The sequence below is a fragment of the Sphingobacterium sp. 1.A.5 genome (genome assembly GCF_002734235.1).
Taxonomy (GTDB): Bacteria; Bacteroidota; Bacteroidia; order Sphingobacteriales; family Sphingobacteriaceae; genus Sphingobacterium; species Sphingobacterium daejeonense.
On the sequence record NZ_PEBA01000063.1, the window covers coordinates 155,411 to 180,219 of the forward strand.

At 40.6% G+C, this 24,809-nt stretch carries 18 protein-coding genes; 12 read left to right on the plus strand and 6 right to left on the minus strand.

Translation table 11 applies throughout. The annotated features are described in order from the left end of the window. Positions 1 to 8: 8 nt before the first annotated feature. Together CRT24_RS17555 and CRT24_RS17560 are read right to left on the minus strand one after the other, a co-directional pair. The gene (locus tag CRT24_RS17555) at positions 9 to 1,064 is read right to left on the minus strand and encodes a dipeptide epimerase (RefSeq protein WP_099372405.1); all 1,056 of its coding nucleotides are present in this window, start codon (positions 1,062 to 1,064) and stop codon (positions 9 to 11) included. Positions 1,065 to 1,066: 2 nt separating this feature from the next. Beyond that, positions 1,067 to 2,278, minus strand: a complete 1,212-nt coding sequence (locus tag CRT24_RS17560; protein ID WP_099372406.1) for a C40 family peptidase — start codon at positions 2,276 to 2,278, stop codon at positions 1,067 to 1,069. Between the two features lie 175 nt (positions 2,279 to 2,453). On the opposite strand from CRT24_RS17560, the gene CRT24_RS17565 reads away from it, so the two are divergent. The 10 genes from CRT24_RS17565 to CRT24_RS17610 all read left to right on the plus strand — a co-directional run bounded on the left by CRT24_RS17565 (position 2,454) and on the right by CRT24_RS17610 (position 16,276). Then, a complete protein-coding gene (locus CRT24_RS17565) occupies positions 2,454 to 3,494 on the plus strand; it encodes a N(4)-(beta-N-acetylglucosaminyl)-L-asparaginase (protein ID WP_099372407.1) in 1,041 nt (346 codons plus the stop codon). A 287-nt stretch (positions 3,495 to 3,781) separates the two neighbouring features. After that, positions 3,782 to 5,341 (plus strand): DNA/RNA non-specific endonuclease, encoded by a 1,560-nt coding sequence (locus tag CRT24_RS17570; RefSeq protein ID WP_099372408.1) that lies wholly within the window; start codon positions 3,782 to 3,784, stop codon positions 5,339 to 5,341. Between the two features lie 29 nt (positions 5,342 to 5,370). Beyond that, positions 5,371 to 6,780: a fimbrillin family protein gene (locus tag CRT24_RS17575; protein ID WP_099372409.1), complete on the plus strand. Its 1,410-nt coding sequence runs from the start codon at positions 5,371 to 5,373 to the stop codon at positions 6,778 to 6,780. Positions 6,781 to 6,854: 74 nt separating this feature from the next. After that, positions 6,855 to 9,602, plus strand: coding sequence for a carboxypeptidase-like regulatory domain-containing protein (locus CRT24_RS17580; RefSeq protein WP_099372410.1), 2,748 nt, complete (start codon positions 6,855 to 6,857; stop codon positions 9,600 to 9,602). A gap of 12 nt (positions 9,603 to 9,614) precedes the next feature. Next, positions 9,615 to 10,961: a DUF5689 domain-containing protein gene (locus CRT24_RS17585; protein WP_099372411.1), complete on the plus strand. Its 1,347-nt coding sequence runs from the start codon at positions 9,615 to 9,617 to the stop codon at positions 10,959 to 10,961. Further along, positions 10,958 to 12,004 (plus strand): endonuclease, encoded by a 1,047-nt coding sequence (locus CRT24_RS17590; protein WP_099372412.1) that lies wholly within the window; start codon positions 10,958 to 10,960, stop codon positions 12,002 to 12,004. The genes CRT24_RS17585 and CRT24_RS17590 overlap by 4 nt, the downstream gene beginning before the upstream one ends. Positions 12,005 to 12,053: 49 nt before the next feature. Continuing rightward, positions 12,054 to 13,457 carry a fimbrillin family protein gene (locus tag CRT24_RS17595; RefSeq protein WP_099372413.1) on the plus strand — a complete coding sequence of 468 codons (1,404 nt, stop codon included), beginning with the start codon at positions 12,054 to 12,056 and terminating at the stop codon, positions 13,455 to 13,457. Positions 13,458 to 13,591: 134 nt separating this feature from the next. Further along, positions 13,592 to 14,695: a clostripain-related cysteine peptidase gene (locus CRT24_RS17600; protein ID WP_099372414.1), complete on the plus strand. Its 1,104-nt coding sequence runs from the start codon at positions 13,592 to 13,594 to the stop codon at positions 14,693 to 14,695. Between the two features lie 182 nt (positions 14,696 to 14,877). Further along, on the plus strand, positions 14,878 to 15,903 hold the full coding sequence (locus tag CRT24_RS17605; RefSeq protein ID WP_099372415.1) for an HNH endonuclease domain-containing protein: 1,026 nt from the start codon (positions 14,878 to 14,880) through the stop codon (positions 15,901 to 15,903). 1 nt (position 15,904) lies between these two features. Beyond that, positions 15,905 to 16,276 (plus strand): HIT family protein, encoded by a 372-nt coding sequence (locus CRT24_RS17610; RefSeq protein WP_218962660.1) that lies wholly within the window; start codon positions 15,905 to 15,907, stop codon positions 16,274 to 16,276. A 48-nt stretch (positions 16,277 to 16,324) separates the two neighbouring features. Here the strand turns inward: CRT24_RS17610 and CRT24_RS17615 are convergent, their stop codons facing one another. Next, a complete protein-coding gene (locus tag CRT24_RS17615; protein ID WP_099372482.1) occupies positions 16,325 to 19,129 on the minus strand; it encodes a DNA gyrase/topoisomerase IV subunit A in 2,805 nt (934 codons plus the stop codon). A 123-nt stretch (positions 19,130 to 19,252) separates the two neighbouring features. Here CRT24_RS17615 and CRT24_RS17620 point away from each other — a divergent pair, with 123 nt between their 5' ends. Together CRT24_RS17620 and dinB are read left to right on the plus strand one after the other, a co-directional pair. Beyond that, positions 19,253 to 20,056 (plus strand): alpha/beta hydrolase, encoded by an 804-nt coding sequence (locus tag CRT24_RS17620; RefSeq protein WP_099372416.1) that lies wholly within the window; start codon positions 19,253 to 19,255, stop codon positions 20,054 to 20,056. Positions 20,057 to 20,117: 61 nt separating this feature from the next. Beyond that, entirely contained in the window at positions 20,118 to 21,308 is a 1,191-nt protein-coding gene (gene dinB, locus CRT24_RS17625; protein WP_099372417.1) for a DNA polymerase IV, read from the plus strand. Here the strand turns inward: dinB and CRT24_RS17630 are convergent. Genes CRT24_RS17630 through CRT24_RS17640 form a run of 3 tightly spaced genes read right to left on the minus strand, consistent with a single transcriptional unit; the run spans position 21,305 to position 24,682 of the window. After that, positions 21,305 to 22,507, minus strand: coding sequence for a glycosyltransferase family 4 protein (locus CRT24_RS17630; protein ID WP_099372418.1), 1,203 nt, complete (start codon positions 22,505 to 22,507; stop codon positions 21,305 to 21,307). The genes dinB and CRT24_RS17630 overlap by 4 nt on opposite strands. Further along, the gene (locus CRT24_RS17635; protein WP_099372419.1) at positions 22,488 to 23,522 is read right to left on the minus strand and encodes a lysylphosphatidylglycerol synthase transmembrane domain-containing protein; all 1,035 of its coding nucleotides are present in this window, start codon (positions 23,520 to 23,522) and stop codon (positions 22,488 to 22,490) included. Before CRT24_RS17635 ends, CRT24_RS17630 begins: the two co-directional genes overlap by 20 nt. Then, positions 23,507 to 24,682: a glycosyltransferase family 1 protein gene (locus CRT24_RS17640; protein ID WP_099372420.1), complete on the minus strand. Its 1,176-nt coding sequence runs from the start codon at positions 24,680 to 24,682 to the stop codon at positions 23,507 to 23,509. The genes CRT24_RS17635 and CRT24_RS17640 overlap by 16 nt, the downstream gene beginning before the upstream one ends. Positions 24,683 to 24,809 lie beyond the last annotated feature (127 nt).

Sequence of the window (24,809 nt, forward strand, 5' to 3'; positions counted from 1 at the left end):
TTTACTATTTATTTTTTGAGGATCCCGATACCAGGTCTCTCTGGAAGTATACACTTTCCTTCTATTACTTGCATTCCGTCGTAGATGTCGTTTCCAATCAATAATGCTCCATCTAAGTCTGCCCAATCAACCAATGGTGCCAATTGTGCTGCAGCACTGATTGCGCAAGATGTTTCTGTCATACAGCCCAACATTACCTTCATGTCCAACGCTTTGGCTAGTTCTGCCATTTTTTTGGCTTCCCGCATGCCTGTACATTTCATTAATTTGATGTTTATCCCGGTATATACCCCTTTCAGACCAGGGACATCAACTAAACGTTGGCAACCTTCATCGGCAATTGTAGGAATTGGAGAATGTTCAGTCAACCAAGCATTTTCGTCTATCATTTCTTTTGGCATCGGTTGTTCAAGAAAAACAACATTCTTTTCCTTTAACCAATGCGACATTTCTAAGGCTTCTTCTTTGTTTTTCCATCCTTGGTTTACATCTGCACAAAGCGGTACATCAGTAACAGAACGGATGGTATCAATAATCATTTTGTCGGTATCCAAACCTAGTTTCACTTTCAAGATCTTGAATTGTCCTGCTTCAGCGACTTTTTTTCGAATCATCTCCTCGGTGTCAATTCCGATGGTGTATGATGTCGGTGGAATCAGGTCAGGATTTAGCCCCCATATTTTATAGAAAGGCTGTCCCATCAATTTTCCAAGAACATCATGCAAGGCGATGTCTACAGAAGCCTTTGCTGCGGTGTTTTTACTGTCTACTTGATCGATGTATTGCAGGATCTCATCAGTCTGAAAAGGTGAATCAAATCCTGAAAGGTCTATTTTATTCAAGAAATTGATTACAGATTCTTGAGATTCTCCAAGGTAGGGTGGCATGCTTGCTTCACCATATCCAATGACCCCATCGTATTCCAATTCTGTCAGAACAACAGGTGTTGTAGATCTACTGAAAGATGCTACGGTAAATACATGACGTAATTCTAAAGTATATGGCTTATAGCGTAGGGTAAATTTTCCCATTTTTTTGCTGTGCCATTCGTTGCTGTTCATCATTATTATTGTTTGTAATAAGGGTTTTCTTGGATTTTTTGAACCTGTTGGTCTTGAATTCCGATGTATCTCTTGGCAGCTACAACGGTTCTAGTTTGAAAGTCATCATAATTGTTGGCATTCTTTAACATCGAATTGATGCGAACAGTTCCAGCTGAATGGATAAATTCTCCATTTCCAATATATAAGGCTACATGTGTAACCCGTGCATTTGGGTTGCTATTCTTGCCAGAAGCAAAAAACAACAAATCTGCGGGTTTTAGGTTCTTTAAAGCTTTGTTTGGATCGAAATGACCTTCTTTATCTAAGATATCAATTGCTTGACCTGCTAGTACTTGTTGTGAGGCATCCCGAGGAATAATGTATCCATTCATGTAGTAAGCGGTTTTAGTAAAACCACTACAATCAACACCTTTGACTGAAGTACCGCCCCATAGATAGGGAAGTCCCATCATGGTCTTTGCACTGTTAATAACATTTTCAGGAGTAAGTTCCCTAGATTTTATCCAGTTTTCAAAGGTTAAAGCTTCCTCTTTTGGGATGAATGCAATACGATTGTCTGGGTATGATACTTTATAATAATTTCCTTCTTCGGAAACCAAACCTAAAATATCACCATAAACCAAATCAGAAACGCGCAAGCTTTTTGGGTCGGCTTGGGATAGTGATTTTCCGAATTCTGCAGTATAGATGATTTTCGGCATTTTTCTCCACTTTTCGAGGCTATTTTTGTCCATTGCGGCAACTGAAGAAGCCGGGACATAAGAAATATAACCTTCGGGAGTTCTGGCTCTGAATTCGCCATCTACCTTTTGAAGGAGATCTATTTCAGTGCCTAATAATGCTTGTGTAGCCATTTCAGAAGCATTTCCTGGTTTAGTCCTAAAGTTTGCAACAGATAGATTGACTACTCCATGTATTTTCTCGCCAACTGATGAGTCTGGGAGTGCATTAATTTTGATAGTTGCTGGAAGATTTGCAGTCTTTGTTTTTATAAAAGAACTTGCTTCAGGAATCGTCGATTCAACCGTGTAAGTGTTGTTTGTCGGATTAGCCGAAACAAGGGCTACTATTTTTGTTCGTTTATCAGGAGCGAATTGCTGTTTGGCATCTTGAACGATTTGATCAACTTTTTTATAGATCGTAGAGTCTGTTTGTGCGTTGGAAATATTACCTAAACAGAGAAATGTGCAGAATAGAGAAGCTATACGTATCATTATTCTAGTCTTTAATAATTGTAATATATGGTAAAACCGCATAAATATGCGAAAATTTGGATGTAATGAAGCATATTAATACGTTTTTTCCAAATAATTAACTGTTAATAACGCATAATTTACAATTGTTTAAAGCTTGTTCTTTGTAAATGCAATTCCTAATATTGTAATTACTATGCATTCAAGAAGAAAATTTATAAAACAAGGTATACTAGGTGCTGCCAGTATTGGAACTGTAGCAAGCGCTCTCTCGTGTCAAGGTGAGGAGAAACCTTCGAAGGCTGTCCGTAAACCGATTGTTATATCGACATGGGATTTTGGTGTTGCCGCCAACCTAGCGGCTTGGGAAATATTAAAAAATAATGGCCGTGCGCTCGATGCTGTTGAGCAAGGTGTTAAAGTTCCGGAAGCTGACCTGAAGAACACGACAGTTGGTAAAGGTGGATATCCCGACCGGGATGGACATGTGACCTTGGACGCATGTATCATGGATGAGTTGGGAAATTGTGGTTCTGTAGCTGCCATGGAGGATATTGCACATCCAATTTCTGTTGCCCGACTGGTTATGGAAAAGACCCCTCACGTGATGTTGGTGGGTGATGGAGCACGTCAGTTTGCCTTGGAAAATGGATTTACTGCCGAAAAGCTTTTGACAGCAGAATCTGAAGAAGCATGGAAGGAATGGCTTAAAGAAAAGAAATATAAGCCAGTGATGAATATTGAGAACAAATCTTTTGCCACAGAGAAACTTCCAGGCAATAAATATAACCATGATACTATCGGTATGTTGGCGCTGGATGCTGATGGAAACTTGTCAGGCGCCTGTACAACCAGTGGAATGGCTTTTAAAATGCATGGCCGTGTAGGAGATAGCCCTATAATCGGAGCTGGACTGTATGTAGACAATGAAGTTGGTGGCGCGACATCCACAGGAGTTGGAGAAGAGGTCATTCGAAATGTAGGAAGTTTCTTAGTAGTTGAATTGATGCGACAAGGGTATTCGCCTGAGGAAGCCTGTAAGGAAGCTGTTATGCGAATCGTGAAAAAGAAACCTGAAATTGCTAAAGATATTCAGGTTGGATTTTTAGCCCTGAATAAAAATGGAGAATATGGATCTTATGCACTTCAAGATGGTTTTACATTTGCAATATGCGATTCAGATAAACAAGATTCAATAGAAAAAGGGAAATTCCACTATAAACCAAAGGAAGGATAAGGAAATAATTCTGACCTGCTAAAAAAGGCAAAAACGCGAATACCGTTTTTGCCTTTTTTTATTTATGCCGTTTTATGAGCCTAGAGGCATGATTTTATGTTAAAATTTAATAAATAATTAAAATTAACTCTTTTTAGTAATAATAGTTTAATAATTCATTAATTTAATTTTGTAATAACCTTTATAAATTTGCTTGTAACGATAATACCAAACAAAGCAAGCTTATTATGGCTTGTAAGTTAATTTAAAAGAAACAAAAAATTATTTACAAAAGAATTAATACATTAATGATTAAAAGAGTACTCCTGTTCGTTAGTTTCCTAACCCTATTCTATTCTTGTCGAAAAGACATCGAATTGCCATTTACAGAAAAAAAACAGTCTGTTTTATTTTCAAGTCAAATCTCAGGACAAGTTCAAACCCGTGTATCGGGTAACCAATGGGATCAAAATGATTCTATATCAATTTTTATGTTTGAGGGGAATACGCTCAATGCCAACAGTGTACTAGCTGAGGGTTTCAATAAACAATTTATAACTAATAGTTCTGGAAATTTTTCTCCGAAGAACTCCAATAATGAAATTCGATTTCCAAAAGGGAAATCTGTGAATTTCAAATCATTCTATCCATTTCAAAGTGGTGATACATTTAACCGCAGGTTAGATATCTCCGACCAACAAGATCAATCCCATATTGATTATTTGGTTGGGGGAAGTGCAAGTAACTCCTCTGTACAAGAAGGTCCTGTCAAGTTGACAATGGAAAGGATCATGTCCAAGATTCAGTTTTCTGTTAAAGGGAAAGGTATTCAAGGAGTAACAGCGAAATTTCATGAATTAGAAACAGAAGGAGTTTTCAACTTGGAGGATGGAAGTCTTAAGCAAACCAAATCATTCAAGGAGGTTGAAGGAAAAGTTATCAAATCTGGAGAAGAGACCATTATTGAATGGATCGTTTTTCCGGGTAAGCTTAGCAAACAATCAAAAATTGTTTTCAGGAATAATAATGGGGATACTTATACTTGGGATATTGCAAAGCAGGACATTGACTATGCTGCCGGCAACAGATACCAATATTCCATTATCCTTGGGGATGAGGGGGAGGTGATCACCAAACCGAATATTTCCTACATGGAACTGCCCATCATTGCAAATTCTGCTGACTTGGAGTATAATTTCAAGATGACGCCTGACCGTTCCAAGCGTAATTTTGCGATGCTTTATGACAAAAAGAACCGATTGGCACTTTGGGTAGCGTATCCATTGAGCCGTGATTATTTAGGTAATCAGAAAAGATCCAATGCCTGGGCATTTGACCCTGCCTTTCCTAACCAATTTCAACCACATCTTTCAAAGGGATTTGGTCGTGGTTTTGACCGCGGTCATCAAATTCCAAGTGCTGACCGAACAAGAAACAGGGCAGAAAACGCAACAACATTTTATTTTACGAACATGACAGCTCAGGCCTCTTCAATGAACCAAGGTGTTTGGGCGAAACTGGAAATTAAAGTCCGTAACTGGGCCAAAAGTGCGGGTGTAGATACCATGTATGTGGTAACCGGAGCAGCAATCCAAACCAAAACGGATTCGCGTATAGATTATGTTAATGACAATTCTGGCAAGCAGGTAGCCAAGCCGAAATATTATTACAAAGCCTTGGCGATGAAGCGCGGTAAGGAATACTATACCATTGGGTTCAAGATCAACAACGAACCAATGAATACTCAAGCCGACCCGAACAGCTATAGGACCACAGTCAGCGACCTAGAAAAGGAAACTGGCCATACCTTCTTTCCTGGTCTTTCGGAGGACAAAAAGCAGACGATCAACAATTCTGTCTGGCGATAACCATGGATTTTATCAATTAAATATATAAAATGAAAACAAAACAATTCTTAAGCGCAACATTAGCTATCGTTGCCCTTATGGCATCTTGTAAAAAAGATGATTACCGAAAACTACCTTCAACAGAAGGTGTTCAGTTCACTTCAAAAATTGAAGGGAATGCAGCAACAAAAGCTTCAGGAACTACTTGGGGAGCGAATGATGAGATTGGCGTATTCATGAAGCAAGGAAGCGGATTGGGCAACGCATTGGCAGCCAACAAAAAGTATGTTACTCCTGGAAATGGAAACTTTACAGCAACTGGTGCTGATGTGATCAACTATCCTGATCAAGGAAAAGTTGACTTTATTGCCTACTATCCATATGCTTCGGCTGTAAGCGGAACTACATTACCGATCAATGTGAGCAACCAAACAGCTCAAGAGAAAATTGACGTAATGTATTCTAACAATGCTACAGGATTGGACAAAACTTCAGGTAGTCCAGCATTGACATTCCAACATAAATTGTCAAAAATAGAAATCAATGTTACTGGAGGAACTGGAGTTAATCTTTCAGGATTAAAAACTGTTTTTAATGCAGTTAATACCACTGCTTCTATGGATCTATCTACGGGTGTAATTTCTAAAGGATCTAATTCAGCAAACGTAAATGCTAAAATCATCTCAGTTGATGGTAAAAACACAGTAGAAGCAATCTTGATTCCAGGAGATTACGCTGGAAAAGAAGTTGTTTTCACTGCCGGAAATGAAAACTTTAAATGGACTTTGCCCGCTAACCTTGCTTATGAAACAGGTAAGAAATACTCTTATAATGTGTCATTGGAATCGGGTGAGACTAAACAAGTAGTGGTTGAAGGTAATGCAACAATCACTGACTGTACTTCGATTATTGGTGGATCATTCAAAGCAGGAAAAGATGGTGGAACAGTAACTACTACACCTGAACCAACAACAAATGCAAAAGAACAAACTTTTTATCAAGAAGGATTTGGTGATATCAAAAAAGGTGTAACTACTAAATTCAGATTCGAAACTTATACTGGATTTGATGATAAAACAGTTAAATATTCAGATTTATACAAAGCGGGATATGTGGATATCAGAAGAACTAGCTCAATGGAGTCACACGCATGGTTTCCAGGCAGCAGAACAACAGGATTTAAAATTGAAGGAATTAATGCAGACGGTTTCAAAGACATCGTATTAACCTATGATTTGGCTGCAAATGCTGCTAATGCATCAGTTAATGTTGTTAAAATTAGAGTAAATGGCACCGAATTATCTACATCTGGAAATTTAGGATCGGCAAATACTTTTGTTGAACAAAAAATCACTGGTCTTCCTACAGCTCAAACTTACACAGTTGAATTTTATGCTGAATCAGCTTCTAATAAAGCTGGCTACCGCGTTGACAACATCAAATTAGTAGGAAAAAAATAATTTTTCATTAATAAGATAGGGGGCCGTTGCGGTCCCCATCTTTTCTCATATACTCTTCTTATCCAGAAGTAACTATGCAAAGAATTTTACCAATTATCATATTATTGACCTGTTTCAGTTTTCTGGGATATTCTCAAGAAGGAATCCAACTGAAAGGGAGGGTAATACATGAACGCACCAAAGTCCCCTTGGTGGGGATCACAATTTTCCTGGAGCAGAACAAAATGACCACGAGTACAAATGAAGAAGGTGAATTTGTATTTGTGAACCTCAAACCTGGTAATGAGAAACTGACCATCCAATCTGCAGGATTCAGAAGCTTTGAGCTTAACCTAGAATTATTAGATTCTGGGTCAAGGACATTAGATGATATCGAACTTCTGGCGGAGAACCAGGTCGATGTACAGACTGTTCTGGGGGTCATCGACGATGGTATCATCTCCTCGGAAGGGGACATGAGCACGCAGGACATCCAGGCATCTGTTATCCTTTCCAATGACCTGTACCTCAACAAGGTCGGGTTCAAACTGTCGCCATACCGATTCAGGGTAAGGGGCTACGACAACTTTTACGAACACACCTATATCAACGGTGTTCTGGCCAACGACCAATACCGCCGCGTGTTCAACTATGCCTCTATCGGGGCCTTGAACGACCTGACCAGGAACGGTGACGTCGTTAACTATAATCAAGTAGGCACTTATACGCTCGGGACCATCGGCGGTTCCGAGAACATCAATATGCGGGCGAGCTCCTATGCAAAGGGGGGCAAGCTCACCCTGTCCTATACGAACAGGAATTATTATGCGCGCTCGATGTTCAGCTACTCCACGGGTCTGAACGAGCGTGGCTGGGCCTTCACGGGAGCGGTCGGTGGCCGTTATTCCGACAAGGGAGCAATCCCGGGCACATCGTACAAAAATCTTTCATATGCACTCTCCGCAGAGAAGCAATGGCAGGATGGAGATCATTCCCTGTCGCTCTTGACCTTTGGTTCGCCCGTGGTCCGTGGGCAGCAGGGTTCCTCTTTTCAGGAAGTGTATGATTTGGTTGGAAACAATCTTTACAACCCAAATTGGGGTTACCACAACGGGAAGGTAAGAAACTCCCGGATAGTAAAGGCTTTCGATCCCACAGCAGTGGTTTCGCACCGCTGGAAGATCGATGAAAAAACCAGTCTGACCTCTGGCGGGATGTTCCATTATGGACGCTATAGCAACAGCGCACTGAACTGGTACAATGCCATGGACCCTAGACCGGACTACTACAGATATTTGCCGTCAAACTATGGAAAGTTTACACCTAAAATAGATATTTCAACGGTTGAGGAATACACTGGTCTTTGGAAATCTCGCGATCCAAGAGTTACCCAATTGAACTGGGACGAAATGTACAGGCAGAACATGAATCCAGAAAATGTACGCAAGAATGCTGGAGCAGCACTTTACATGCTAGAGCGTCGCCATTCGGATGTGCTGGAAGGTACTTTGAGCACTACTTTTCATAAACTATATGATAACAACTCCATTCTCACAGGAGGAATTGAAGCTCGTTCGAGCAGGTCCTACCAGTACAAGACGGTAGATGACCTGATGGGCTCGAGCCACGTGATGGACCTGGACAAGTTCGCCGAGCGCGAGAACCCGGGCAACGAGAGCATCAAGCAGAACGACCTGAAATATCCGAACCGCAAGGTGTACGAGGGTGATATCTTCGGCTATGATTTCGACATCGACATCGAGAGCGTGAATGCCTGGATAGCGAACAGCTACCAGACTCGGAACCTTGACATCTACTACGGCACGAAGATCGGCTATACGGACTTCCAGAGGAAGGGGAACATGATGAACGGCCGTTTTCCGGACCACTCCTATGGGAAGGGACCGAAGTACGGTTTCGTCGATTTCACGGTGAAGGCCGGGGCGACGTATAAGTTCGACGGGAGGCATTTCCTGTCGGCGAACATGGCCTACATCACCGAACCGCCGTTGCCCGACCGCGCCTATGTGATGTCCAGGGTGACGGACCGTGTGGTGAAGGGCCTGTCGAGCGGGAAGGTGTTCCATTCGGACCTGAACTACGTGTTCTCGATGCCGAAGCTTGCGGGCAGGATCTCTGTCTTCCAGACGAATTTCTATGACCAGCTGGAGCGGATGAACTACTACCACGACTCCCAGCGGACCTTTGTTTTCCACAACCTGAGCGGTGTCGACCGCCGGCACAGGGGGGTGGAGGCGAGCCTGACCTACAGCCTGGACCAGAACTGGAACTTCGATTTCATAGGGAGCTTTGGGGAATACTATTACAGCAACAACCCGATGGGGACGATGAACTCCGAGAACGGGCTGCTGGTGAACGTTGAGGAAACGGTGTACATGAAGAACCTCCATGTTTCGGGGACACCACAGGCAGCGGGGATCGTAGCTGCGAGATACTTTTATGACTACTGGTTCTTTGAGCTGAGCGGTAACCTGGTGGGCAGAAATTACATGTCTGCAGCCCCACTAAGACGTACATCTTCAGTTTACTCAACAGTAAATCCCTATAAAGAGAGTTATGAGTCGTATCAACAGTTGACTACTCAAGAACGTCTAGAGAGTAATTTAACAATTGATGCTTCTGTTGGTAAGCTCCTATATCTCAAAAACAGGAGGGCATTGAACTTCAATCTCTCGGTCATGAACCTTTTGAACAACAGAGGTATCGGAACTGGGGGTTTCGAACAGGGACGTCTTGACCTGACCTACCCGGATCGCTTCAGTTCAAGGTACTTCTATATGCAGGGACTGAACATTTTTTTCAACACAAGTTATAGGTTTTAAAATTAATACAACATGAAAAATATAGGCTACATATTATTGTTCTTCGTCAGCATGTGCTTTATGTCCTGCGAGCGTGAATATATGCCACCACCGCTGACAGAGCCACAATATAAAGGCAAAGCTGCAAACATCACCATCAAACAACTGAAAGATCGTTTTTCAAAAATTTCTGACCCAGTTCTGATAGAGGAAGAATTAATCTTCAAAGGCATTGTGACTGGTAACGATGAGTCTGGAAACATCTACAAACAGATCTATATACAGGATGAAACTGCTGCCATCAATATCGGGGTAGAACAGAATGCTGTTTATGGTACATATCAAGTCGGACAGGAGGTTTTCGTCAATCTAAAGGATCTCTATATCCTGAGATATGGGGGAGAATTGCAGATTGGACTGAGCACCACAAATGCGAATAGAATTTCTTGGGAGATTTTTAAAAAGAAAGTTCAGGTAAACTCATGGCCAAATCCAAAGAATGCTGTTCCGCAGGTTGTTGATTTAAGCAAACTAACTGATGACATGGCGCATCAACTTGTAGAGTTAAAAGATGTCCGTTTTGCCAATGGTGGAAAGAAAAACTATGCTTCTAAGGATGCTACATCAAACGAAGATATCAGTGATAAAGATGGTAAAAGAATAATAGTTCGAACCAGTCAATATGCAAGTTTTTCGCAAGACCTTCTTCCTGTTGGAAAAGGAGGCTTGGTAGGTATCCTGGGCAGGTTCAATGGAACATGGCAGTTGATATTGAGAACAAAAAATGATGTCAAAACATTTGACGGTCAAGAGCCTGAAAAGGTAAAGCCCGTGGCTGGTAGTTTTTTTAAAGAAACTTTTGGAAAGGGGGTTTACCAATCTGGAAACCGTCCCAAAATCAATGATTTTAAGGATTTCGACATGAAAGCCCCGATTAAATATTCCGAAGAAAATGGCGTTGCTGATATCCGTAGCGTGCGGGGGGCAAATGGTGCTCACATTTGGTTACCAGCTAATAGAGAAGCTAATGTTAAAATCACTGGAATAAATACTATCGATAAAGGTGAGGTGACACTAAATTACCAACTCACTGCAAACTTATTTGATTCTAATGCTAAAGCTAACCTCAACCAAATTCAGGTTAAGGTCAATGGTAAATCAATGCCAGTTGCTAGCAAAGAGATTTCGAATGCAGCTGGTGACAATAACAAGTGGTATACCATCAGTATTCCAAACATTGAACAATCCAACAATGTGACCGTCGAATTTATTTCCACAGCTGAATCCAACAAAATAGGTTTCCGTCTGGACAATATTGAATTGGTAGGATCAGCTGCAGGAAAGGATGTAATTGTCCTAAAAGGAGAAAGTAAGAAATGATTCAAGTGAAGTTTCTGAAAACAGGTTTTACTGCACTATGTCTTCAGTTTATTTGTTTGATCGGATTTGGTCAACAGAAAAGTTATTCAGTTTATCCGATAGCTTTCTATAATGTAGAGAACCTTTTTGATACCGAACGGGATACCACAGTCTTGGATGGAGAGTTTACTCCATCAGGTGGGATGAACTGGACCCCTGACAAATACAGGAAGAAACAGGAAAAGATAGCACATGTTCTGAGTCTGATTGGAAGAAAGCACAGTCCAGCAGGACCTGCGCTGATCGGTCTGAGCGAGATCGAGAACAGAAAGGTTCTGGAAGACTTGGTAAACCAACCTTCCCTGGCAGAAAGCAATTACCAGATCGTGCACTATGACTCTCCCGACCGCAGGGGGATCGACGTTGCCCTTCTGTACAATCCAGCGCTGTTCAGGTATGTGGATTCTCAGGTGCTGGGCTATAAAATTCCCAGCAGACTGGACTATGTGACCAGGGACGTGCTGTTGGTGAAAGGGGTGATCGCCAATGAGATGGTCCATGTTTTCGTGAACCATTGGCCATCGAGGTTCGGGGGCAAGTCTTCCGAGCTCCGCGAATTTGCGGCCAGCATTGTCAAGTCTGCCGTTGATTCCATCTATCACAAGAACCCGAACTCCAAGATCATCATCATGGGCGACCTGAACGACGATCCTGTCGATATCAGCGTCCGGGAAACATTGGGTGCCAAGAGCAGGAGGGAGAATGTAGTCCAAGGAGAACTCTACAACACCATGTACAAACATTATTCGAAAGGCATCGGCTCCTTGGGCTACCAGGCAAAATGGAGCCTGTTCGATCAGATCATAGTTTCCGAACCCTTGCTTGGCGAGGACCGAAAAACACTGAAGTTCTGGAAATCGGAGATCTACAATCCCGAATACCTGATCACCAAGGATGGCAGGTACAAGGGCTATCCTCTGAGGACTTTTTCAGGGAATTTGTTCCAAAATGGATATTCAGATCACTTCCCGGTATTGATTTATCTGTTGAAGGAAGTTGATTAATAGAGAGATAAATACGCTGTAGAATTTTTTTAATACATAATAAATAATAATGAAAACAAATCAAATCTTAAGTGCAGCTTTAGCTATTGTTGCTCTTGCCTCATCTTGTAAAAAAGATGACCACAGAATTCTTCCATCAAAAGAGGGTATTCAGTTCACCTCCCAGATTGTAGGAAATGTAGCAACGAAAGCGTCAGGAAGTGCTTGGGGAAAAAATGACGAAATCGGAGTGTTCATGAAACAAGGTGCTGGATTGGAAAAAGTGTTGGCATCCAACAAAATGTACACGACACCTGGTGATGGAAACTTTTCGGCGACTGGTGCTAATATCATCAATTTTCTTGATGAAGGAAAAGTTGATTTTATCGCCTACTATCCGTTTGTGTCGGCTTTAGAAAGCAATAACTTGCCAATAAACATTGCTGATCAGAGTAGTCAAGAAAAAATTGATGTAATGTACTCCAATAATGCTGTTGGGTTGGACAAAGCATCAGAAAAACCATCATTGGTATTTGAGCACAAATTGGCAAAAATCGAATTCAACGTATCAGCAGGTGAAGGTGTTGATAACCTATCCGATTTAAAAGTTGAATTCCGTGCTGTAAACACTAAAAGCGGAATGGATCTAGCTACAGGAGCCATTTCTGAGGGGGAAAATTCTGCAAATGTAAATGCCAAAATTAATTCAGTTGATAGTAAAAAAAGCTTTGTTGAAACCATTTTAATCCCTGGTGATTATGCTGGCAAGGAAATCATATTCAGTGCAGGTGGTGAAAGCTTTGAATGGAAAGTACCTGCTGACATTAAATATGAAACTGGTAAGAGATATACTTATAATGTTAATTTAATGACATTACCTACGCCAAAAGTTGCTGTTACTGGAACTGCTGTAATTACTGACTGGAATGCTGTTTCAGGTGGTACTATTGATTTGAAAAACTTCAGAAATGTAAAAAAGAGTCCAGAACCTACTGGAATTGAACAAACGCTCTTTCAAGAAAAATTTGGTGAAATTTCCGCCAATGATTCTAAAGTAAGATTTAAGATCGGAAAATATGACCGATATGAAAATAAATCTGTAAAATACTCAGATTTATATGCTGATAAGACTTCAGATATCAGAAGAACCAAAAAATTGCCTGCGCATGTATGGTTTCCTACAAAAGGTAAGAAAGGATTTAAAATCGATGGATTAAAGGCTGAAGGATTCAAAGATATCGTATTGACTTTTGACTTGGCAGGAGATGCAGACGGAATGCCGGCTAACGGGATTAAAGTTAAAGTAAATGGCAAAGTTCAAACTCTTTCAGGAGTCTTAGGCGCCAAAAATAAATTTTCAGAACAAAAAATATCTGGTATTTCTGCTGAAAATAATTTGTCAATTGAATTTGAAGCTGAAAATAATGAACAGGGATATCGCTTAAACAACATCAAAATAGTTGGAAAGAAATAATCTTTTGAAGATTATAATCTTTCAAAAGATTTTAATTCAAAGGCTGGTTGAATAGGAGAAAATGATTCAAATCGATGGGTATAGATAGCAGGTTTACGACTTCGTTTGACAGAACTTTCGTGGTTCTTATAAGTATGATATTTTTATTGATTTCTTGTAAGAAAGAAAAGGAAGAAATTATTGTATCTCCAAAATCTGTTCTAGTTTACATGTCGGGGAACAACAACTTGGCTGCTGAGGCGATGGACAACATCAATCAGATGGAGTCCGGCTTTGGGGACTTCGATGGCAAGCTGATCGTTTATGCCCGTGTCTTCGGTCAGGCGCCCAAGATCTACGAGATCGTGCATGACCGGAGCCCCCGGATCGTCAGCAAGGTGCTGAAGAGCTATCCGGAGCACAACGCCTCGGATCCCGAGGTCATGAAAATGGTGTTCCGTGACATGCAGGACCTATCTAGGTCGGAGAGTTATGGCGCGATCCTGTGGTCGCATGCCACCAACTGGCACCCGGGCACGGAAAAGAAGATGACCAAGCTGAAGTCCTTCGGTGAAGACGGCGGGAAGACGATGGACATCATGGACCTGAAGCGGGTTTTGCCGCGGAACCTGGACTACCTGATATTCGATGCCTGCTCGATGGGCTCGGTGGAGGTGCTGTACGAGCTGCGGGACATCGTCCCGCTTGTCCTGGCATCGCCGACCGAGGTGATCAGCGTGGGCATGCCCTATGACCGTATCGTGGAGTATCTGTTGATGCGGGACAGCCGCAAGGGGCTGAAACGGGCAGCCCAGCTGTACTACGAGTTCTACAGCAGGCAGCAGGGCCAGATGCAGTCGGCAACATTCTCGCTGGTCGACATGGGAGAGATGGACAACCTGGCCAAAGCCATGCGGGAGGTCATCGAAAAGCATCCGGGAACCGTGGTGCACAGGGAGAGCGTACAGCGCCTGGACCTGGATGTGAATGCAGTGAACACAGTACCTGCATTCGACCTCCTGGATTTCTGCGCGAAGAACTACCCCAGACAGGACTATGAGATGGTCAGGCAGCAGGTGAACAGGACAGTGATCTACAAGGTGAACACCAGCCATTTCCTGGGAACACCGATCAATGCTTTCTCGGGGCTGTCCTGCTATATCCCCTCAAGATCTGAATCTCGGTTTTTCAAGTATTATCAATCCTTGAACTGGAGCAGGGTGTCGTCCTACTTCAGATTGTTCCAAGCTTATTCATAATTTTTTATAATTACTATTTTCGTTTGAAGGGGGTCATTTTGAATGGCTCCTTTTTTTTGGAAACAAAAAAGAGGTTATCCTAAAAACAATCTTTTATTAAAGATAAATTTCCAACATCATTAAAAAAATAAGTAAACTTCCATATCTTTAATATTTACCAATTTAGGAAAAGCATCTACCAAATGAATTCAGTTTTTCAGATTAGTGACCCTAGTTTGGAGTCTCAATGGCGAGCAATAATTTTGTTCGGGAAAAATTCTGCCACCTATAAATTTGCTTTTGCAAAGTCATTATTATCTCTAATAGATAATAACCAAAGCTCATTGAGATTGGAGGAAATTGCTGTACCTTTTTCTAAAAACATCATTACTCATTTAAAGCAAAATGATAAACAAGGAAGTTCAAATACAAGCACTTTTTTAAATGAATGCAGAAAATATATTAAGGGACAAATAAGTGAAGATCAATTGATCCAAGCAACTATTCGATATGGGTTTGTGAATGTTGTTGATGCTTTTCAAAATGTAAATGGGAGCACTATTCATAACCCATTCTATCAAAAAGATTATTCAATTCATAAAAAGATAGTATTGACCGATAATATTTTTCGCCTACAAGAGTCTGTTCAGTTCATAAATTTAAATCAAGAAGTTGATGCGAGGTGGAGATTAGTTGAAACTGCTTGGAACCTTCAATTAAATCCAAGTCTACTAGAAGTAAAGCATGATAGTTTGAAACAGGAACTTTTCGTTGAAAACAAAGCTATGCGTAGAATTAATATAACTTCTATTCGAGAAGCTTTGAATGGATATCAAAAAGGAAAATGTTTTTATTCATTTCAGGATATTTTTGTCAATAAAGGGAATGAAAAAATATGTGCAGTTGATCATTTTCTTCCTCACATTAATAAAATGACACATTTAAATGAACAAGTAAATATTAATGGAGTATGGAATTTAGTTTTAACAGATTCAAAGATTAATTTATCAAAAAGTTCTCGTGTACCCAACCGACGTTTCTTGGAAAGATTATATAATAGAAATGAATTTTATATTGAAAGTAAACATCCTCTTGCCGAAACTATTATTAATCAAACTGGAAAAACTAAATTAGAAAGGCGTAGGTTTTTAGAAAAACAATTCTATATTGCACTACAAAATTCCATTCACGAATGGGAACCTGAAATTGAATTGCCTGGAAATTTTTAAAATGACAATAAAAAACTTTTATGAATTAGGACAAGAAAAGATTATCGGTGAAACTGAATTTTTCATTTTGATTTATGATGGATTTCCAGTTTCTCCTGGCCATATCCTTATTGTATCTAAAGAAATAAGAAAGGATTATTTTGATCTTACTCTGGATGAAAAGAAAGATCTTGATAATGCAATATTATCTGCAAAGAGAATAATTGAAAAGAGCTTTGCACCCAATGGGTATAATATTGGAATGAACTGTGGTGAAAGTGCTGGGCAGACTGTATTTCATTTTCATTGCCATTTAATTCCAAGATATAATGGTGATATGAAGGACCCAAGAGGAGGAGTTCGTCACTGTATTGAGGGTAAAGGAGCATATTAAAAAAAGCCAGGTCCTATCAACCTGGCTTTTACATTTATGTTCAATGTTTTATTTATCATCCTCAGGGTCACTCTCTCCAAACAATCCCAACTGACCATTATTGTCAATCTGGATATCATCTGGATTGGTGATTTCAAAAGGAATATCATCGACTGGTTTTGATTCAGGCTCTTTTTTGTCTTGAGCCTTTGGTTTTTCTGCCTTAACCTCAGGTTTTGCAGATTCTTTCTCAGATGGACCAGCATCTGGCGATTCTGTAGTTTCCGGAAGGTCATTTTCGACAGATGAACTAGATTCAGCTGACACTGGAGTATCTGCCAAAGGAGTAGTTGATAAGTCTTTCTCCTCAGAAAGAAGTTTGATCTTCTGCACGGTATGGAAGGACAATCTATTTCCTTGAGCTTTCATCCCTTTCACATCAACGATTTCAGTCAGTTCCTGTTCAAGATGTTCGTGAGTTTGAGACTTCCCTTTCAAGATATCCAATGAAACTACTGGTGAGTCATTATTGGTCAGTAAAATCAATTTACTGTCATCACCTATAAAACGAACACGTTTGCCTACGGGGTTATCGTCGAAATTAAAGCGTTTTACATAATAAGTACCTGTCTTCGCATCCTGGTGAATGGCTGTATACACTTGTTCAGGAGTATATTTTTCCATCCGGATCATCTTTTCATCAAAGTGATTGTTCAGGTCAAAATTCGAAAGCTCATAAGAACCATCTTTCAACACGATCAAGATTTTGTCATCGCCATCGAATTCACCCAGGAATTTACCTCTATTATCAGCGTTCAAACGTTTCAAGGTCTCATCATACCAGATTTTTCTTCCCGCTAGGGTTGAAACGCCAGCACTTTTGAAAGAAACTTTTTTCACAGGATACTTGCTGACGATATTTCCTTGCGAAGCACGGCCTTTGATTGCAATTTCCGCAAAGTCCATATCAAAATTCAGCTTACGTAATTTAGAGTGTGGCTTAAGCTGGATATTCACAACTTCAGCTTCTCCGTTTGGATTCGCAGTGAAGTAAAGGAATTTAGAACCTTTGCTGCCTTTTCCAATGTCATAATCCTTATCTCGTGTCACACCTGTTACAGAGAAACGCTTGATATAACTTGTGCCGGTTGAACCGTCTTTATAGATGGCATTGTAAACTGTTCGGTCATCGCCTTTCTTGAAGACAGCAACATGGATAATATCCTTGCCAACAAATATTTTGTCCTGGATTTTAACCACGGAGTACTTACCATCACCACGGAATACAATGATATCATCAATATCCGAACAGTCACCAACCAACTCATCTTTACGCATATTTGTTCCGATGAATCCTTCTTCACGGTTTACATATAATTTGGCATTTGCCAAGGCTACTTGAGTTGCTTCAACCTTATCAAATACGCGAAGTTCGGTTTTGCGTTCTCTGCCCTTGCTGTATTTGCCACGGATATATTCAAACCATTTGATGGTATATTCAGTCAGGTTCCTTAAGTTCTTTTTAACCTCCTTGATTTCATCCTCTAGGGCCTTCATCTGTTCGTCAGCCTTTTTCACGTCAAAACGAGTGATGCTACTCATTGGCTTGTCGATCAATCTCTTGTAATCTTCAGGAGTGATCGGACGATAGAATTGGTCAAAGAATGGAGAGAACAACTGATTCAATACTTCAACTACGGTCTCAAAGTCGCCTGCGTTTTCATAATCAGGATGTTTATACATCCCCTCTTGAATAAATATTTTCAGTAAGGAACTGAAGAATATCTTTTCAAGAAGTTCGTGCAACCTGATTTCGAGTTCTTGCTTTAGTAAGCTTTTTGTTTGTTTTGTGTTTTCGATCAAGATGTCATTCACGCTCATAAAATGAGGCTTGTTGTTCTTGATGACACATGTATTTGGCGAAATGGAAGTTTCACAGCCTGTAAATGCATAGAGTGCATCGATGGTTACGTCCGGGGAGATTCCTGGAGCAAGGTGTACCATGATTTCTACAAATTCAGCTGTGTTGTCTTCGATTTTCTTGATTTTGATTTTTCCTTTTTCATTGGCGGAGACAATACTGTCGATCAAGGATCCTGTGGTGGTTCCGAAAGGAATTTCAGTGATAGCCAATGTTTTTTTGTCGCGTTCTTCGATTTTTGCGCGGACACGGATTTTACCACCACGCTGGCCTTCATTGTATGCAGTCACATCGGCCATACCTCCTGTAGGGAAGTCCGGATAGATTGCCGGTCTTTCGCCTTTCAGTACTTGGATGGACCCATCGATCAATTCAATGAAATTGTGGGGCATAATTTTGGTAGCCAAACCTACAGCGATACCTTCCGCACCTTGAGCTAATAGCAATGGGAATTTTACCGGCAGGGTGATAGGCTCCTTATTACGGCCATCATAACTCAGCTGCCAATCCGTAGTGTCAGGATTGAAGACCACTTCATTGGCAAACTTGGACAATCGTCCTTCGATATAACGAGGAGCAGCCGCAGAGTCTCCAGTAATAGGATCACCCCAGTTACCCTGACAGTCAATCAATAAGTCTTTTTGACCAATCTGAACCATGGCATCGCCAATCGAAGCATCCCCGTGTGGGTGATACTTCATGGTATTTCCAATCACATTCGCAGCCTTGTTAAAGCGGCCATCATCCATCTCCTTTAAAGAGTGGAGGATGCGTCGCTGCACCGGCTTGAAACCATCATTGATATGTGGTACAGCACGGTCCAAGATAACATAGGAAGCATAATCTAAAAACCAATTCTCATATAGCCCCGATAAGGGGATGGTATTGCTTTGTTGGTCTTGATTTGGATTTGAGTCGTTATTTTCTTCTATATCGTTGATTTCGTCACTCATGTACTTTTCCGTAAGTTTTTGATGGGTTTGCAGACTTGATTTCTGCAAACCTCGTAAAAATACGAAATTCATTTTATTTGTCTTATTTTTAGGATTATTCTACTTTTAACAAATTCCTATATCATGAAGAGATTACTTTTCTTATTTGTTCTCAGCTTTTCCGTAAGCCTATTGTTCGCGCAAAATGGCAATTATTTGCTGAAAGAAAATATTTCCTACGCAGCTTCGAATTCCGATGCCTATAGCAAGGAGCGCTGTCAAATTGATGTGTATTATCCAAAGGATAAAAAGGATTTTGTAACTGTGGTTTGGTTTCATGGCGGCGGATTGACGGGGGGTGAAAAAGAGATTCCGGCTTATTTAAAAGACAAGGGTATTGCTGTGGTTGGAGTAGGGTACCGTTTGTCTCCGAAAGCCAAGGTCGAGGACATTATCAAAGATGCTGCAAAGGCAGTCAGCTGGACTTTCAATCATATCGGAGAATTTGGTGGCAGCAACCAAAAAATCGTTCTTTCGGGCCATTCTGCAGGAGGGTATTTAAACCTAATGTTAGCTCTCAACCCGAGATACCTCAAGGAGGAGGGAATTGATGCTGATAAACTGTTTGGAATTGTACCTTTCAGCGCACAATGCATCAGCCATTTTACTGCTCGTGCTGAAAAAGGAATTGATATCAATCAGCCTGTCGTGGACGAGTTTGCACCTTTATATTGGGTGCGCAAGAATCAAGTTCCCATTACCTTGATTACAGGCGATCGTGAGTTGGAAATGGTGGGACGATATGAAGAAAATGCATACTTGGCTAGGATGTTGAAAATTGTGGGACACTCCCAGACAAAATTGCTCGAATTGGATGGATATGATCATGGAATGACCTATCCTGCATTCCCTATCCTGATCAGGGAAATCGAACAGTGGAATAAATAAAATAAAACTTGTTTTACTAAAAATTTTAGTAATTTTGAATAATTGCATATTCGGAATTACTATGGATTTGTTTGATAATAAGCGGTTTGTTGCTCATTTGGACTTGGATACGTTTTTTGTAAGCGTAGAACGTCTCAAGAACAGTAAGTTCATTGGCAAGCCTTTGATTGTCGGGGGGATGAGCGATCGGGCAGTGGTTTCGGCATGCAGCTATGAGACTCGGAAGTTTGGCGTGCACAGTGCGATGCCCATGAAATTGGCGATGAGGCTTTGTCCGCATGCCATTGTCGTCCGTGGAGACATGGATAGCTACAGTTATTATTCAAGAGTGGTAACGGATGTAGTACGAGAGACCGTCCCGGTAATGGAAAAGGCCAGTGTAGATGAGTTTTATGTAGACCTCACCGGGGTCGATCGTTTCTTTGGCTGTAGCCAGTTTATGATCGAGCTGAAGAATAGGATCAAAAAAGAAAGCGGGCTGCCCATCAGCTATGCGTTGGCATCTAATAAATTGATTAGCAAAGTAGCCACAGATGATGCCAAGCCCGATGGACGCAAGGAAATCTTGCATGGACTGGAGAAGGATTATCTAGCCCCATTAAAGATACAAAGGATGCCCGGAATAGGGGAAAAGACAAGTGTGCTCTTGCTGCAGATGGGTGTAAGTACAATCAAGATATTAAGTGAGATTCCGGTGCCTATGATGCATAATCTCCTCGGGAAAAATGGAATTGACCTTTCCCGGAAAGCCAATGGAATCGATCCTTCACCCATTATCCCATATTCAGAGCAAAAGAGCATAGGGACCGAAGAAACCTTTATGCAAGACACGATCGACATGCAGTTCTTGAACAGCGAACTGATCCGCATGACCGAGCGCTTGACCTTTCAATTGCGAAAGCAAGAGCGATTGACCGGCTGTGTGACCGTGAAACTCAGGTATGCCAATTTCGATACGGTGAGTAAGCAGATGGTTATTTCGTATACCGCATCTGATACCGTTCTGTTAAAGAAAGTAAAGGAGCTTTTCGCCAAATTATATGATAAACGGATGCTGGTACGCCTGATTGGGGTGCGATTCAGTCATCTGGTTCAAGGTTCCCAACAGATCAACCTCTTTGAAGATACGGAGGAAGCAGTAAGGTTGTATCAAGCTATGGATGCCATGCGAGCTCGTTATGGTGATGAAGCAATCAAAAGAGCTATATCTGTCAAGGAAAGAGAAAAAAGAGAGCGAAGCCCTCATTTTTAAATCTCTTTGCTGTGCACCAATTTTAAAGATGACTTGGGGTAAGCCAATCTCTTGAAAGTTTTGAAATATTCTTGACCCATGATTTCCCAACCGTAGTTTTCTCTACTGAATATTTGATATAATTTTGCGTCTTTCTGATACTCAGCCGAAAAATCCATGATCTCTTCCAACCGATTGATCCAAGTCTCGCGGTCGCCAGATTGAAGCAGAATGCCATTCTTCTTGTCCTGAACAGCATCTGTAATGCCTTCAATGGCAGCCGCAACAACCAACGTTCCTGAAATAGAGGCCTCCAGGCAAACCAGACCAAAACCCTCCATATCTCCGCTTACTCGAATATTGGGCATCAAAAATGCCAAAGAATGAGCCAGTAAAGACTGTAGATGAGAAAACGGAATTTTCCCTAAATGCTGTACTTTTTTACGGATATGACTCTCTTTCAAAAGATGCCTGATCTCTCTTTCATCAGAGGGATAACCCAAAAATAAAGTAATTAGATGATAAATTTTAGGAGGAAAAACGCGAAGGAGTTTCTCTGTGAAACCAGCTTTTTTGTTGAATGGACCAATCATCAGCAATTGAAAATCATCAGGCATATGAGGAACTACTTCCTTCAGCAACCAGGAAAATCCCTTTCTTTTTACAGGTCGGCCCAAAGTCACGAAATACTTCTTCTTGACGTTCAATTGAGGATAGTAAGCCAACAATTGTTCTATTGGTATGATTTCGGAACTAGCGAGATGGCGATCCACGCCATTTTTAATGACTGTCACTTTTTCTTTAGCAATACCACGTTCTATTGCAGCGGCAGCGGTTGCTCGGCTAACGGCAATGATATGATCGTATTTGTTGAATCGAGGAAGGATTTGTTTCTGGAAATAAACCAAAGGAAAGACCACGTCCAAACCATGGATGGTTACTACGCGTTTTATATGCTCATAACCCGAATGAAATAAGGCTAATGATGCGATCAGACCATCATTGAAATGTATCAATTGAATACCGGGATGTAACTCCAGCATATTTTTGATATTGGAATTGAGGTTCCAAAAGAATTTCAAGAGACTTCCCTCATCCTTTTGGTAAACCAATTTATGTACAATTGCATGCCTTGAAATAGCATGAATGAGTTCATAGCTCTGTTTTTCCATCCCTCCGGTCGAAGGTGGATATTTATGGCTAACAAATAATATTTCCATTCTGTAAAGTAGATGCTTGTTTGCTGTCTTTTTTTAAAAAGGGATAAAGGATAAAACCTATGGCGATCCAAAATAATTGCCTGGCTCTGCGAAGAATAGATGCTGAAACCCAAACACTCCCAGCAGAAATTCCAACTATACTCAACATCATCTTGTTCCCAAGCTCCTCAATCCCCAATTGACCCGGAACAAATGCACCAGCACTCTTGATAACAATAACTCCCATGTCCAACAGTAAGCCATGCATAGGAACCACAGAATAACCTAAGAAAAGAAGAATAAAGTAAAACTCTAAACTGCCAATAATCCAATGGACTGTAGCTAATAGATAGGAATACCAAAAGAATCGGGGATTATACCGGTAAGATTTTCGAATATTGAAAACTAACTCTCTGATCTTATAAGCCAATTCCCTAAGCAAACCATTGGAATTTTCCTTCAAAACTGGCTTGGACATAGATTTACTGAAGATCAACCAATAAAAGAAAACAAGATTGAGAAGAATCAATAAAGCAATGAAAATATAGAATGCGATTCCAATGCTCTTTAATGCTGTCTGACCAATCTCCATTTTGCTCAACCATAAACAAGCGATCAAAAACAATAAGATTTGTGACAGGACAACTGTAATCCTAGAAGTAGCAACCGAGCTCAATGCATCTTCGCTGCTAATACCATAAGGCTTCAGCATTTCAGCCTTTAATAGATCACCACCAACAATACTGGTCGGGTTGAATTGACCAACGGTTTCACCAACTTGCCTTACAGTAAAGAGTTTTAGAATACTGATTTTTTTGCGATTCTCTCCCAAGCAAATATGCCATGACCAAGTCCCAAAAAAATAGGCGATGAATGTTATGCCAAGTAAATAAATAAACCTAAACCCAATGGCTCGCAATTGCTCTTTGATAGCTAAGAAATCTGAATTTAAAATAAATATGTTTATGAAGACAAGGATCCCAACTAACAACACCAACTTAATGGCCTTTTTGTTGAACTTTAGTTGCTGGCCCATGCCAATGAATTTATGGGTGATGCCGCCAATTCTTCGATATCATCAAAATAAGTTTCAGCCAACTTTGCCCAGTCTAATTTCCTGACATATGCCAAACCAGCTTCTCTAAAATCTTCTCTAATGTTGGCGTCACTGAGAATTTTATGGATGAAATAAACATATTCCAACGCATTATTGGGCACACATTTATAGCCTGTTCGACCATGGTCTACTAAACTGGCACTACCACCGCCATTTGCAATAACACATGGAAGTCCCGACGCCATGGCCTCAATGACAACATTGCCATAGGTTTCAGAAGTAGAAGTGAAAACGAACACATCTGATGATGCATACAGCTTGGATAATTCCTCATGATCCAATTTTCCCAGAAAAAATGCAGTCGGCATAAGTTCTTGTGCCTCTTGTTTGGCAGAACCATCACCAGCGATTATCAAATTGTATTCTATTTTTGATTTTTTGAGCTGATTATAGATATCAATCAATGTCTGTACATTCTTTTCCCAGACCAAACGACTCGCAAATAAAATATTGGGTTTGTCGTTCTTGGTGATTTCACGGATATAATTGGAATCTGCTTTCTCAGGATTGAAAAGACTTAAATCGATACCTCGTTGCCATAATGTCAATCGTTCGGAGTCAATCCCTATTTCTTTGAGCTCATCCATGATGTTATGCGCAGGTACATAAACCTTTTGACAGCTGTTGTAAAAGCGGACCATCGCTTTACGCATCCAATATTCTGCAGGTTTGATAAGAGAGGATAAATTCCTAAGATAATAAGCGATATAAGAGATAAAGTGGGTATGGTAAATACTGATGATCGGTATGTTTTTTCTGCGGGCATATTTTAAGGCAAAGAAGCCCAACAATGAAGGTGTTGCGATATGGATCACGTCTGGTTCAAAATTATCAAGGGCTTCCTCGAGCTTCCATCTCGACAACTGCGGAACAGCAAATGAATAATCATCATTGATCGGAATCCTAAATGTAGGAACTTGGTAAGATTGGTGAAGATGAAAATTGTCTGGCCCTTTACCATATATAAATAGGTAAGAGAAAGCTGTGTGATCGATACGGTTTATTATTTGGAACATGGTCCGGGAGGCTCCATCGAAATCTTCAATAAGGATCTCCGAAAAAAATGCAACTTTCTTCATGTAGAATGCAAATTGTCTATCCGATAAAAATAATGCACCAATGTTTCCTTAGTGATAAGCTCATGTTAAGGTATTATGAATGAACTGTTTAGAATGAGTAAAGTGTTAATAATAAGGAAATAACAAA

Bases quoted from the DNA above. Each gene is read 5' to 3' on its own strand.
- CRT24_RS17590 (WP_099372412.1), top strand. From the start codon at position 10,958: ATGATTCAAGTGAAGTTTCTGAAAACAGGTTTTACTGCACTATGTCTT.
- CRT24_RS17560 (WP_099372406.1), bottom strand. From the start codon at position 2,278: ATGATACGTATAGCTTCTCTATTCTGCACATTTCTCTGTTTAGGTAAT.
- dinB (WP_099372417.1), top strand. From the start codon at position 20,118: ATGGATTTGTTTGATAATAAGCGGTTTGTTGCTCATTTGGACTTGGAT.
- CRT24_RS17555 (WP_099372405.1), bottom strand. From the start codon at position 1,064: ATGATGAACAGCAACGAATGGCACAGCAAAAAAATGGGAAAATTTACC.
- CRT24_RS17580 (WP_099372410.1), top strand. From the start codon at position 6,855: ATGCAAAGAATTTTACCAATTATCATATTATTGACCTGTTTCAGTTTT.
- CRT24_RS17600 (WP_099372414.1), top strand. From the start codon at position 13,592: ATGATATTTTTATTGATTTCTTGTAAGAAAGAAAAGGAAGAAATTATT.
- CRT24_RS17610 (WP_218962660.1), top strand. From the start codon at position 15,905: ATGACAATAAAAAACTTTTATGAATTAGGACAAGAAAAGATTATCGGT.
- CRT24_RS17565 (WP_099372407.1), top strand. From the start codon at position 2,454: ATGCATTCAAGAAGAAAATTTATAAAACAAGGTATACTAGGTGCTGCC.
- CRT24_RS17570 (WP_099372408.1), top strand. From the start codon at position 3,782: ATGATTAAAAGAGTACTCCTGTTCGTTAGTTTCCTAACCCTATTCTAT.
- CRT24_RS17630 (WP_099372418.1), bottom strand. From the start codon at position 22,507: ATGGAAATATTATTTGTTAGCCATAAATATCCACCTTCGACCGGAGGG.
- CRT24_RS17605 (WP_099372415.1), top strand. From the start codon at position 14,878: ATGAATTCAGTTTTTCAGATTAGTGACCCTAGTTTGGAGTCTCAATGG.
- CRT24_RS17615 (WP_099372482.1), bottom strand. From the start codon at position 19,129: ATGAGTGACGAAATCAACGATATAGAAGAAAATAACGACTCAAATCCA.
- CRT24_RS17640 (WP_099372420.1), bottom strand. From the start codon at position 24,682: ATGAAGAAAGTTGCATTTTTTTCGGAGATCCTTATTGAAGATTTCGAT.
- CRT24_RS17635 (WP_099372419.1), bottom strand. From the start codon at position 23,522: ATGGGCCAGCAACTAAAGTTCAACAAAAAGGCCATTAAGTTGGTGTTG.
- CRT24_RS17595 (WP_099372413.1), top strand. From the start codon at position 12,054: ATGAAAACAAATCAAATCTTAAGTGCAGCTTTAGCTATTGTTGCTCTT.
- CRT24_RS17620 (WP_099372416.1), top strand. From the start codon at position 19,253: ATGAAGAGATTACTTTTCTTATTTGTTCTCAGCTTTTCCGTAAGCCTA.
- CRT24_RS17575 (WP_099372409.1), top strand. From the start codon at position 5,371: ATGAAAACAAAACAATTCTTAAGCGCAACATTAGCTATCGTTGCCCTT.
- CRT24_RS17585 (WP_099372411.1), top strand. From the start codon at position 9,615: ATGAAAAATATAGGCTACATATTATTGTTCTTCGTCAGCATGTGCTTT.